Source organism: Niveispirillum sp. (genome assembly GCF_017996735.1).
GTDB lineage: Bacteria > Pseudomonadota > Alphaproteobacteria > Azospirillales > Azospirillaceae > Niveispirillum.
Window position 1 is genome coordinate 36,936 of record NZ_JAGOGJ010000045.1, and the last position, 11,319, is coordinate 48,254.

The following is an 11,319-nucleotide window of genomic DNA, read 5'->3' on the forward strand; positions in this document are numbered from 1 at the left end:
GAATGATATCCGTCATGTTTGATCCCCGCCTGCTGCGCGCCTTCGTGACCATTGCGGATACGGGCAGTTTCACCAGTGCCGCCGACCGGCTGCACATGACGCAGTCAACGATCAGTCAGCAGTTGGGCCGGCTGGAACAATCGGTGGGTCAGGGACTGATCGACAGGGCGGCCCGCCCCGTGCGCCCCACCCCGGCGGGGGAGCGGCTGCTGGGTCCCGCAAGGCGCATTCTGTCCTTGCAGCGGGACGCAGCGGCCATGCTGTCCGACCCGGTGGGAACATCGGTCCTGCGGATCGGCCTGCCGGAAGATATCGCAACGGTCCCCGTGATGTCGGCATTCGCCCGCTTCTCCACCAGCCATCGGGAGATACGCCTGGACGTGACAACCGGCCTGTCGCGCGACATCGCCCGGCGATACCGGGCCGGGGATTTCGATATTGCCATCGTCAAGGAAGCGGCGGCACAGCCGGACCACCGCGCCAGCTTCGCCGAACCCATGGCGTGGTTCCAGGCGGCGGACGGCTTGAATGACTGGCCCGACCCGATCCCGCTTGTCGCCTTCCCGCCCGGTGCCCTTTACCGTGACGCGATGTTTGAACGGATCGAAGGGCTGGGCCGCCGCTGGTACATCGCCTTTACCGGCAGTTCGCTGGACAGTGTGGCGACGGCGGTCACCACCGGCATGGGGCTGTCGCTGCTGCCGGTGGCCGCCATGGCGGGCCGGGCCGTCCGACCCTATCACGGTCTGGGCACCGCGCCCGCCATGGAAGTATCCCTTTATGCCTGGGAAAGCAGCGGCCCCATCGCCGAACTGGGCACGATGATGACGGCAGTGCTGGCCGCACGGAATGCCATGGCGCCATGGGGTGGTCAGGCCGCCGCTGCAACCTGATCACACCAGTCATCGATATGGATGTCGCGCGGCCAGGGGGCCGCCGTGCGGCCTTCCAGCAGATCCTTCAGGCTCAGCAGGAAGATGCCCCATTTGGTGCTGCAATGGTGCATGAACTCCACCGGTTCCCGCCAGCCCTCATGCCGGAACAACAGGATCGTGTAATCCCCCTCCCGCCGCAGGTCCCAGGTGACATGCGTGCCGATCCATTCCGCCGGCCCGTCGGTGACAAGCCAGCGCAGATGTGTCGGCGCCTCCACGGCCACCACCTGCATATCGAAGAAACCACGGTCGCCGAACCCGAAATGCAGGCTGCCGCCGACCGCTTCCCCCCGGCCCGTGGTTCCCTCCGTCCACCAGCGCGACAGGCCCTCCACGCTGACCAGCGCGTTGAACACGGCCTCAGGCGCGACATTCTTGAAGCCGATACGATGCAGGATGTCGGTCATGATGCTTCCTTTCAGAACAAGCGGGGGCGTTTCCCGGCGTGGGATTACGCCGAGAGGGGGAGAAGGATGCGGCGGCTTCCCCGATCAGGAAGCGCTGGTTTCCTCAACGGAAATGGCGTCGTCCAGGCGACGGACGACCTTTTTCCAGCCTTCGCCCATGCTGGTGAAGGCGGTCTCGTTGCGCGGCAGTTCGAAGCCGGCATGAACGACCCGCAGGCGTGTCCCGCCCGCGACCCCGGTCAGGGTGAAGGTCACGATGGTGTCGAGAAGCGAGCCATAGCCGACATTGCCGGCATCCCCGCCCCGCCAGGCATAGGACAGGCGCTCCCCCGGCACGACCTCCAGCACCTGACACCGTATGGTGCCGTCCCAGGCGCCGGCGGGCGTGGTCTGAAAGGTGAAATGCTGTCCCACGATGGCGGCGAAGCCGGCGGGGCGCATCATCCATTTCGCGATCAGGTCGCCGTCGGTCAGCGCCCGCCACACCCGATCGGGTGAATGGGGATATGTGGCCTCCTCCACGATGTCGCGGGTGCGGGGTCTGGTCAAACTCACGCTCATGGGTCCATTTCCTCCAGCACGCTGTGCAGATCGGCCAGCCGGTCGCGCCAGAAGGCGCGGTAATGGTCCATCCAGGCCGACAGGGGTTCCAGCCCTTCCGGTCGGGCGCGGTAATAGACCTTTCGCCCTTCCGGCCGTTCCAGCACCAGACCGGCCTGTTTCAGGGCCTTCAGATGCTGGGACACCGCTCCCTGCGTGACGCCACTGCCGCGGGTCAGGTCGACGACGCTGACCTCCCCTTCGGTGGCGATCCGTTCGAACATGCCGCGCCGCGTCGGGTCCGCCAGCGCGCGCATGATGTGGTTGATGGCTTCGGCTTCGATCATGGAAAATTATTAGTCCAGACTAAATCATAAGTCAACGCTAATGATTCATTTCCGCCGCTTCAGCAGCAGGCCCAGCAGCGCAAAGCCGCCGCCCAGCAGACAGGTCCCTTCCCAACCCCAGGCGGTCCAGACCTGTATGGCGCTGGCTGATCCCGCCGCACCGCCCAGGAACATGCCCGTCATGAACAGGGTGTTGATCCGGCTGCGCGCCGCCGGGTCCAGGGTGAATATCTGCTGCTGATGCGACACAAGCGCGCCCTGGATGCCGAAATCCAGAATGACGACGCCGACGACCAGCGCCGCCAGCCCGACCCAGACGCCGAACAGGACCCAGGCGGCCAGGGTCGCGGCGGCCCCCAGCCAGATGGCGGGATGTGCGCCATGCCGGTCGGCCAGACGGCCCGCCACGGGTGCCGCCAGGATGCCGACCGCACCCACCACCCCGAACAGGCCCGCCGTCTCCGCCCCCAGACCGAAGGCCTGCAGCCGGAAGGCCAGAACCGTCCAGAACACCGTGAAGGATGCGAACAGGCTGGCCTGTACCAGGGTCGCCACACGCAGATCCCGTTCCCGCCGCCAGAGATCGACCAGCGAGCGCATGATCGCGGCATAGCGCGAACGCGGTCCCGTCCGCTCCTCATCCTCCGGCAGGACCAGCACCATCAGCACCGCGCCGAACAGGGCCAGGGGCACCCCCAGCCAGAACATCTCCCGCCATCCGGCATGGGACGCGACAAAGCCTGCCAGGGTACGGCTGAACAGGATGCCGGACAGCAGCCCCGCCATGACCGTGCCCACCGTGGCCCCCCGCCGTTCCGGGCTGGACAGGCTGGCGGCCAGCGGCACGATCTGCTGCGCCACCGTCGCCATCGCCCCCACCAGCAGGGAAGACAGCGACAGCAGCAGCGGGGACGGCGCGACCGCTGTGAGGGCCAGCGCCAGGGACAACGCCACGAACTGCCCGATGATCAGCCAGCGCCGGGGCAGCATGTCGCCCAGCGGCACCAGGAAGAACAGGCCCAGCGCATAGCCCAATTGTGTGGCGGTGGAGACCGGTCCGGCCCCACCCTGACGGTGGAACTCCGCGCTGATCAGGCCCAGCATGGGCTGGTTGTAATAGATATTGGCGACGGCAAGCCCGGCCGCCGCAGCCATGCCGAACAGGGCATCCTTGCCCAGGGGTGCGGCGCTGGCCTGAGGGTGGAAACTGGACGATTGCATCTCCGGGTCCTTTCCCGACTGCTGCGATGCACATCATCTATGCCCATAACGGCTTTCGTATTAGTCTGACAGATCGTTAAGCCAGTATCACGGAAACCGATATAATGGACACGCAGGACGCCCTGGTCTTCACCCAGGTGGTCAGCGCCGGCAGTCTGGCCGGGGCGGCGCGGCGGCTGGGCATCACGCCCATGGCGGCCACACGCCGGCTGGCCAGCCTGGAGGCGCATCTGGGCGTGCGGCTTCTGCATCGCTCCACCCGCGCCCTGTCCCTGACGCCGGAGGGGGAAACCTTTCTCCCCTATGCCCAATCCCTGCTGGATAGCGAGGCGGAGGCTTTGGCCCGCCTGCGGTCGGACAAGGCGTCGGCCACCGGTCTGTTGCGCGTATCCACCACGGTGGCCTTTGGCACCCGCTATGTGGCGCCCCTGGTGCCGCGCCTGCTGGACCGGCATCCCGAATTGCGCATCGCGCTGGACCTGTCGGACACCATGCCGGACCTGATCGCCAGCGGCACAGACCTGGCCATCCGCATCGCCCGCCTGCGCGACAGCGGGTTGATCGCAAAAAAGCTGGCTGACAATCCCCGCCTGCTGGTGGCAAGCCCTGATTATCTGGCCCTGCATGGACATCCCGCCACTACCGCCGATCTGGCCTTCCATGCCTGCCTGTCCCTGTTCGGGACCAGCCATTGGACCTTCATCGCCGACGGGGTCGAAAAACACGTGCGCGTGAACAGCCGCTTCACGGCCAGCAATGTCCAGGGCTGCCGCGCCGCCGCCCGCGCCGGGGGCGGCATCACGCTTTTGTCGGAATGGAACGTGGCGGAAGACCTCGCCAACGGCCGGCTGGTCCGGGTCGATCTGGCCGATGCGGCACCGGAAGCCATCAATATCTGGGCCGTCTATCCCACCACCCGCCTGCTGCCACAGAAGGTGCGGGTGTTCATCACAGAACTGCGTGCGGCATTGCTGGCCGACGGGATGAAGGTCGCGGACGGAAAATAAACACGGACTAATTTTATCCGCGTTTTTCTGCTTGACGCACCAAACGCGGATCGATACAGTCCGCGTTATGGCACACATCACCGCAAGCGTTGAATATGGGATACACGGCCTGCTCTGGCTGATCGGGAATGAGGATGCGGCCCTGTCCAGCCGCGACCTTGCCGAGCTTCAGGGTATTTCGCCCAGCTTCCTGGCCAAGATTTTTCAGAAACTGGAAAAGGCCGGGATCGTAAAGGCGAGCGAGGGGGTCAGGGGCGGCTACCGCCTGGCCCGCCCGGCGGACGAGATCACGTTCCTGTCGATCGTGGACGCGATCGAAGGGGACAAACCCCTGTTCGAATGCCAGGAAATCCGTGGCCGCTGCGCTGTATTCGGCAATAACCCGCCGGGCTGGGCCACCTCCGGCGTCTGCGCGGTACATGCCGCCATGATGCAGGCCGAAAAGGCCATGCGCGACAGTCTGGCGTCGCAGACCCTGGGCGGCGTTGCCCAACGTTTCGGGTCAAAGGCGCCGCAGGAATTCTTCACCGATGTCCAGGCCTGGATCGGGGACCGTATGCAGGGACGCACCGCGCGCGGCGGCCGCCCACCCCGCGACGACCAGGACTGACCTGATTTCCATCTGAGAAACCGGCGGTGGGCAATGGCCCGCCGACGCCACCCCCTTGACCGCTTTTCCCGACCCGCCGTCCGGCGGGAACGAACCCCCATGCCCATTGATGAGAGGATACAATCATGACCAAGCAGATCATCATTGCCGGTTCCGGCTTTGCCGGCCTCTGGGCCGCCCTGTCTGCCGCCCGCGCCGTACATCTGGCCGGCAAGGGGGAAGAGGTGGCGATCTCCATGATCTCCCCCACCCCCAACCTGATCATCCGCCCCCGCCTGTATGAGGCGGTGCTGGAAAATATGGCGCCCGACATCTCCGCCCTGTTGGCCGCCGTCGGCGTGACGCATCTGGCCGGCATCGTGGATGGCATCGATGCCGAGAAGAAGCAGATCACCTTCCTGCCCCGTGACGGCGCACCGCAGACCCTTTCCTATGACCGGTTCGTGCTGGCCACGGGCAGCCGCCTGTTCACGCCGCCCTTTCCGGGCCTGAAGGAATATGGCTTCAATGTCGATACGCTGGGCGGGGCGCAGGCGCTGGATACGCATCTGAAATCGCTGGCCAGCCGGCCCGAAAGCCTGGGCCGCAACACCGTCGTGGTGGCCGGCGGCGGCTTCACGGGCCTGGAAACCGCCACCGAGATCCCCACCCGCCTGCGCGCCATCCTGGGCGAACAGGCCGCCATCCGCACCATCATCGTCGATACCGCACAGGAGATCGGGTCGGAATTTGGCACCGGCCCCCTGCCCGTCATCCGGGAGGCCCTGGCCGAAACGGGTGTGGAGCCGCGTGCCGGTCTGCGCGTTGCCGCCATCGATGCCGAGAGCGTCACCCTGTCGGACGGGGAACGGATCCCGACACAGACGGTGATCTGGACCGCCGGCATGCGCGCCCATGCGCTGGCGGCGCAGGTGCCGGGGGAGCATGACAATCTGGGCCGGGTCGTGGGCGATGCCTTCCTGCGGGCGCCCGCCGCCGACGGCATCTTCGTCACGGGCGACATCGTGCGTGCCGCAACGGACGATGTCGGCAATATCGCCCCCATGACCTGTCAGCATGGGCTGAGCCTGGGACGTGTCGCCGGCCATAATGCGGCGGCCGAGCTGGTGGGCCTGCCGACCCATCCCTACAGCCAGCCCAAATATGTCACCTGCCTGGACCTGGGCCCCTGGGGAGCGCTGTTCACCGAGGGCTGGGACCGGCAGGTACGGTTCACGCGGGAAGAAGGCAAGAAGATCAAGCAGGAGATCAACCAGATCTGGATTTACCCGCCCGCCCCCGACCGTGACGTCGTCTTTGCAGTGGCAAACCCGGATTATGTGATCGTCCCCTGAGGTCCGGCGGCGCGGGTACCCCACACCTGCGCCCCACCCGCCCACAATCGATAGCGGCATATCATGCCGTGGCGCGTGCCCGATTTTTGCGGCCGCGACCGATCCGCCCCCGACAACAGCGCCTTTTCCCGGTACAGCGCGCCTAGGCTCAAGGACAGGACCTCCTTCCAAGGCCAAAGCCGATGCTGAAGCGCAACCGTTCCCTGCTTGATATCGACCGCGATCACCTGATCCACCCCGTCACCTCCTTCCATGGGCACGAGGCGCGGGGCGCCACCCTGCTGGAAAGCGGCAAGGGCATGTGGCTGAAGGACATGGACGGGAACGAGTTGCTGGACGCGTTCGCCGGTCTTTGGTGCGTCAATGTCGGTTACGGCCAGGAAAGCATCGTGGAGGCGGCCGCCGAACAGATGCGCCGCCTGCCCTACGCCACCGGCTATTTCCATTTCGGCAGCGAGCCGGCGGTAAAGCTGGCCGAACGGCTGGTGGAACTGGCGCCGGCCAGCCTGACGCGTGTCTATTTCACGCTGGGCGGGTCGGATGCGGTGGATTCTGCCGTTCGCTACATCACCCATTACTGGAACGCCGTGGGCAAGCCCACCAAGAAGCATTGCATCGCGCTGGAACGCGGCTATCACGGGTCGTCGTCCACGGGTGCCGGCCTGACGGCGCTGGCCAATTTCCACCGCCTGTTCGACCTGCCGCGCCCGTGGCAGCATCATATTCCGTCGCCCTACCCCTACCGTTCCGAGGTGGGCAGCGAGCCGGAAGCCGTGATCGCCCGCTCGCTGGCCCAGCTTCATGCCAAGGTCGATGAACTGGGCGGTCCCGACAATGTCGCCGCCTTCTTCTGTGAGCCGATCCAGGGGTCGGGCGGCGTCATCGTCCCACCCAAGGGCTGGCTGAAGGCCATGCGCGACGCCTGCCGCGACCTGGATATCCTGTTCCTGGCGGACGAGGTCATCACCGGTTTCGGCCGCACCGGCCCGATGTTCGCCTGTGAGCATGAGGGGATTGAACCCGACCTGATGACCATGGCCAAGGGTCTGACCGCCGGCTATGCCCCCATGGGTGCCGTCATGATGTCGGAAAAGATCTACCAGGGCATCGCCGCCGCCGCGAAGGGCGGCGATGTGGTCGGCCATGGCTTCACTTATTCCGGTCATCCGGTCAGCGCCGCTGTCGGGCTGGAGGTCATCCGGCTTTATACCGAAGGCGGCATCCTGGCCAATGGTCAGGCGCGCGGCGCCGATTTCGCCGCCGGTCTGGAGTCCCTGGCCGATCACCCGCTGGTTGGTGATGTACGCGGCCAGGGTGTGCTGGGTGCCATCGAACTGGTGGCGGACAAGGCCGCAAAGACCCGCTTCGATGCATCGCTGAAGCTGCCCGACCGGCTGTTCAAGCAGGGCTATGCCAATGGCGTGATTTTCCGCGCCTTCGGTGACAACATCATTGGACTGGCACCCGCGCTCTGTTGTAACGCTGCCGAAATGTCATTGATTTTCCAGCGCATTCGGAAAACCCTGGATGATCTGCTGGAAGCACCGGATGTCCGGGCGGCCCTGGCTTGATCCCTTGTACCGATGGTCATGATCATGACCATCGGTACGGCGGCGGTCGCCGCCGCGCGGCACATGCCGCGTAAGCCCAAGCCAACCGATGTTGGCGCCCGGCGTTTGAGGGGCCGGCAATCCTGACCGATGGTCAGGTTGCCGGCTGTTGGTAACAGTCTTTGACCTTCAGGAAAAAGGCGCTCGACATATGATACCGGGACCCAAGTTGGATCGGATCGACCTGAAGATCCTGGCACAGTTGCAGCAGGCGGGCCGCATCACCAATGTCGAGCTGGCAGACGCCGTGGGCCTGTCGCCCAGCCCTTGTCTGACCCGCGTCAAGCGGCTGGAAAAGGCGGGCTACATCACGGGCTACGGCGCCCATATCAATCTGGCCAAGCTGGGTGAATTCCTCACCGTCTTCACCCAGGTCACCCTGACCGAACACCGGTCGGGCGACTTCTCACGGTTCGAGACGCGCATCCGCAAGATCGATGAGATCGTGGAATGCCATCTGGTCAGCGGTGGGTATGATTACCTGCTGAAATTCGTGACCCAGGGTGTCGCCCATTACCAGACCATCATCGAAGGCATGCTGGAGGGCGATTTCGGGATTGAGAAATATTTCAGCTATGTCGTGATCAAATCCCCCTTCATCAAGCATCATTTGCCCATCCAGACCCTGTTCGGGGATCAGGGATAGGGCGGAGTCCTCTCACCCTCCCACCCGCTGACACGGGCGGGCCCCTCCCTCTCCCACTTTGTGGGCGAGGGGCGGGTATGACGCCCTTCTACCGCTTGCGGGAGAGGGAGGGGTCCATCGGCACAAGCCGACGGGAGGGTGAGGGCAGTATCCATGACCACATTCTCCCCCCTACGGATCACGGCCCCATGCCCGACACACTGTCCGACCTCCTCCCCGCCCTGGTGGCCTTCCGCCGCGATATCCACGCCCATCCCGAACTGGGCTTCAAGGAGCATCGCACCGCCGCCCTTGTCGCCACCGCCCTGAAGGGGATCGGGCTGGAGGTGCATGAAGGTATCGGCGGTACCGGTGTCGTGGGTGTGCTGCGCGCCGGATCGTCGGACCGCACCATCGGCCTGCGCGCCGACATGGACGCCCTGCCGATTCAGGAGGCGACCGGACTGCCGCATGCCAGCACCCATCCCGGCATCTTCCATGGCTGCGGCCATGACGGGCACACGACCATGCTGCTGGGGGCCGCCCGCCATCTGGCCCGCACGCGGAATTTCGACGGCACCGTGAATTTCATCTTTCAGCCGGCCGAGGAAGGTCTGGGCGGGGCGCGGGAGATGGTGAAGGACGGCCTGTTCGACCGGTTCCCATGCCAGCGGGTCTTTGCCCTGCATAACTGGCCCGACCTCCCGGCCCACCATGTCGCCACCCGGCCCGGCCCCATCATGGCCGCCGCCGACAAGTTTGAGATCGTCGTGAAGGGCAAGGGCGGCCACGCCGCCATGCCGCATGTCACCCCCGACGCCATCCTGGCGGCCAGCGAGATGGTGGGACAGCTCAACACCATCATCGCCCGGCGCATCCCGCCCATGGCGACCGCGGTCCTGTCGGTCACCCGCATTGCCGGCGGCCATGCCCATAATGTCATCCCCGCCGCCGTCACCCTGGGCGGTACCGTGCGCAGCTTCGATCCCGCCATCCAGGACCGGATCGAGGCCAGCCTGCGTCAGGTGGTGGAAGGCGTGGCCCTGGCCCATGGCGTAACAGCGGAGATTGTCTACGACCGCTATTACCCCGCCACCATCAATGATGCCGAGGCTGCCGCTGCCGCCCTGGCCGTGGCCGCTACAGTCTCCCCCCACGCCTTCACAGCGCCGGAACCAGCTTTCACCTCGGAAGATTTCGCCTTCATGCTACAGGCGACCAGGGGCGCCTATCTCTGGCTGGGTCAGGGGGCAGACCACGGGCAAAGCGCCTGCGGCAGCCCCCTCCACCATCCCCATTATGATTTCAACGACGCCATCATCCCCACCGGCATCCGCCTGCATGCGGGACTGGTGGAGGCGCATCTGCGTGCCTGACTGCGCGCCTGAGCCGGCATGTCCTGATTTGCTGTTTATATGACATTCAGGACATGACTTTACCGGTCTATTCTTCCCCCATCACCCCCCGAACGGGGCGTATCGGAGAAGAAAATGAGTACGCAGAATTCCAAAGGCACGGCCCTGGTCACGGGTGCTTCCACCGGCATCGGCGCCCTTTATGCCGACCGTCTGGCCCGTCGCGGTTATGACCTGATCCTGGTGGCACGCAGTGCGGACCGCCTGCGCGGTGTGGCCGATCGCATCACCGCCACCACCGGCCGTGCCGTTGATATCCTTCCCGCCGACCTCAACAACCCCGCCGATCTTCGCCGGGTGGAGGAACGTCTGCGCCAGGATGTGTCCATAACGCTGCTGGTCAACAATGCCGGCTTCGGCGCCGCCACGCCGCTGCTATCCTCCGACGTGGATGAGATGGAGCGGATGATCGGCGTCAACGTCACGGCCCTGACCCGCCTGACCTATGCCGTCATTCCGAGCTTCGTGGCGCGGGGCGCCGGCACTGTGGTCAACATCGCGTCCATCGTGGCCATCGCACCGGAAATCCTGAATGGGGTCTATGGAGCGACAAAGGCCTATGTCCTGGCCCTGACCCAGTCCTTGCAGCATGAGGTCGGATCGAAAGGGGTGCGGGTTCAGGCGGTCCTGCCCGGAGCCACGGCCACTGATTTCTGGGATATGGCGGGCGGCCACGGCACCCTGCCGGCTGACTGGGTAATGCGCGCCGACGATCTGGTTGATGCCGCCCTGGCCGGCCTTGATGCCGGAGAAGTGGTGACCATTCCGCCCCTGCAGGATGGTGGCGAATGGACTGCCTACGAGGCAGCCCGCCGCACCATGTCGACGCACTTGTCGGCTTCAACGCCGGCCGCCCGCTACCGCAACGTCTGAACTGGAGCATCCAAATGTTTGATAATAAAGGCACTGCCCTGGTCACGGGCGCCTCTGCCGGTATTGGCGCCACCTATGCCGACCGGCTGGCCCGCCGTGGTTATGACCTGATCCTGGTGGCCCGCGATGCCGTCCGGTTGGAAGCCCTGGCCCTGCGGTTGCGGGCGGAAACGGGCCGCAAGGTCGACGTCCTGCCCGCCGATCTGGGCAGTGCGGCTGGTCAGGATCTGGTCGCCAACCGGCTGGTCAGCGATGCGGCCATCAGCCTGCTGATCAACAATGCCGGCCTGGGTCCCAATGGCCCGGCGCTGGCCAGCGCCCCCACCGCCTATGATCCCATGCTGGACCTGAACGTGGCGGCCGTGCAGCGCCTGACCCTGACTGCCGCCCATGTG

General features: G+C 65.5%; 13 protein-coding genes. 9 read left to right on the plus strand and 4 right to left on the minus strand.

Translation table 11 applies throughout. The features are described from left to right. Positions 1–14: 14 nt before the first annotated feature. A complete protein-coding gene (locus KBA48_RS15575; protein ID WP_292907960.1) occupies positions 15–893 on the plus strand; it encodes a LysR family transcriptional regulator in 879 nt (292 codons plus the stop codon). Here the strand turns inward: KBA48_RS15575 and KBA48_RS15580 are convergent. The 4 genes from KBA48_RS15580 to KBA48_RS15595 form a co-directional block, all read right to left on the minus strand. After that, on the minus strand, positions 872–1,342 hold the full coding sequence (locus tag KBA48_RS15580; protein WP_292907962.1) for an SRPBCC domain-containing protein: 471 nt from the start codon (positions 1,340–1,342) through the stop codon (positions 872–874). The two genes, KBA48_RS15575 and KBA48_RS15580, sit on opposite strands and share 22 nt — an antisense overlap. Positions 1,343–1,426: 84 nt before the next feature. Further along, positions 1,427–1,903, minus strand: a complete 477-nt coding sequence (locus KBA48_RS15585) for an SRPBCC domain-containing protein (protein WP_292907964.1) — start codon at positions 1,901–1,903, stop codon at positions 1,427–1,429. Next, positions 1,900–2,229, minus strand: a complete 330-nt coding sequence (locus tag KBA48_RS15590) for a helix-turn-helix transcriptional regulator (RefSeq protein WP_292907966.1) — start codon at positions 2,227–2,229, stop codon at positions 1,900–1,902. Before KBA48_RS15590 ends, KBA48_RS15585 begins: the two co-directional genes overlap by 4 nt. A 45-nt stretch (positions 2,230–2,274) precedes the next feature. Beyond that, positions 2,275–3,450 (minus strand): MFS transporter, encoded by a 1,176-nt coding sequence (locus tag KBA48_RS15595; protein WP_292907968.1) that lies wholly within the window; start codon positions 3,448–3,450, stop codon positions 2,275–2,277. Positions 3,451–3,554: 104 nt separating this feature from the next. Between KBA48_RS15595 and KBA48_RS15600 the strand changes: the two genes are divergently transcribed. From KBA48_RS15600 to KBA48_RS15635, 8 genes are all read left to right on the plus strand, one after another. Beyond that, entirely contained in the window at positions 3,555–4,457 is a 903-nt protein-coding gene (locus KBA48_RS15600) for a LysR family transcriptional regulator (protein WP_292907970.1), read from the plus strand. Between the two features lie 67 nt (positions 4,458–4,524). Continuing rightward, positions 4,525–5,067: an Rrf2 family transcriptional regulator gene (locus tag KBA48_RS15605; RefSeq protein ID WP_292907972.1), complete on the plus strand. Its 543-nt coding sequence runs from the start codon at positions 4,525–4,527 to the stop codon at positions 5,065–5,067. Positions 5,068–5,192: 125 nt separating this feature from the next. Then, positions 5,193–6,401: an FAD-dependent oxidoreductase gene (locus KBA48_RS15610; RefSeq protein WP_292907974.1), complete on the plus strand. Its 1,209-nt coding sequence runs from the start codon at positions 5,193–5,195 to the stop codon at positions 6,399–6,401. 182 nt (positions 6,402–6,583) lie between these two features. Beyond that, positions 6,584–7,972 carry an aspartate aminotransferase family protein gene (locus KBA48_RS15615; protein ID WP_292907976.1) on the plus strand — a complete coding sequence of 463 codons (1,389 nt, stop codon included), beginning with the start codon at positions 6,584–6,586 and terminating at the stop codon, positions 7,970–7,972. Positions 7,973–8,162: 190 nt separating this feature from the next. Further along, entirely contained in the window at positions 8,163–8,657 is a 495-nt protein-coding gene (locus KBA48_RS15620) for an Lrp/AsnC family transcriptional regulator (RefSeq protein WP_292907978.1), read from the plus strand. A 188-nt stretch (positions 8,658–8,845) separates the two neighbouring features. Then, a complete protein-coding gene (locus tag KBA48_RS15625; RefSeq protein ID WP_292907980.1) occupies positions 8,846–10,012 on the plus strand; it encodes a M20 aminoacylase family protein in 1,167 nt (388 codons plus the stop codon). Positions 10,013–10,126: 114 nt separating this feature from the next. Next, positions 10,127–10,924: an SDR family oxidoreductase gene (locus tag KBA48_RS15630; protein ID WP_292907982.1), complete on the plus strand. Its 798-nt coding sequence runs from the start codon at positions 10,127–10,129 to the stop codon at positions 10,922–10,924. A 14-nt stretch (positions 10,925–10,938) separates the two neighbouring features. Further along, positions 10,939–11,319 (plus strand): SDR family oxidoreductase (locus tag KBA48_RS15635; protein WP_292907984.1); only part of this gene is annotated, 381 nt, incomplete at its 3' end.

Coding starts and splice junctions, on each gene's coding strand:
- KBA48_RS15580 (WP_292907962.1), bottom strand. CDS start 1,342: ATGACCGACATCCTGCATCGTATCGGCTTCAAGAATGTCGCGCCTGAG.
- KBA48_RS15615 (WP_292907976.1), top strand. CDS start 6,584: ATGCTGAAGCGCAACCGTTCCCTGCTTGATATCGACCGCGATCACCTG.
- KBA48_RS15575 (WP_292907960.1), top strand. CDS start 15: ATGTTTGATCCCCGCCTGCTGCGCGCCTTCGTGACCATTGCGGATACG.
- KBA48_RS15630 (WP_292907982.1), top strand. CDS start 10,127: ATGAGTACGCAGAATTCCAAAGGCACGGCCCTGGTCACGGGTGCTTCC.
- KBA48_RS15585 (WP_292907964.1), bottom strand. CDS start 1,903: ATGAGCGTGAGTTTGACCAGACCCCGCACCCGCGACATCGTGGAGGAG.
- KBA48_RS15590 (WP_292907966.1), bottom strand. CDS start 2,229: ATGATCGAAGCCGAAGCCATCAACCACATCATGCGCGCGCTGGCGGAC.
- KBA48_RS15595 (WP_292907968.1), bottom strand. CDS start 3,450: ATGCAATCGTCCAGTTTCCACCCTCAGGCCAGCGCCGCACCCCTGGGC.
- KBA48_RS15625 (WP_292907980.1), top strand. CDS start 8,846: ATGCCCGACACACTGTCCGACCTCCTCCCCGCCCTGGTGGCCTTCCGC.
- KBA48_RS15600 (WP_292907970.1), top strand. CDS start 3,555: ATGGACACGCAGGACGCCCTGGTCTTCACCCAGGTGGTCAGCGCCGGC.
- KBA48_RS15610 (WP_292907974.1), top strand. CDS start 5,193: ATGACCAAGCAGATCATCATTGCCGGTTCCGGCTTTGCCGGCCTCTGG.
- KBA48_RS15620 (WP_292907978.1), top strand. CDS start 8,163: ATGATACCGGGACCCAAGTTGGATCGGATCGACCTGAAGATCCTGGCA.
- KBA48_RS15605 (WP_292907972.1), top strand. CDS start 4,525: ATGGCACACATCACCGCAAGCGTTGAATATGGGATACACGGCCTGCTC.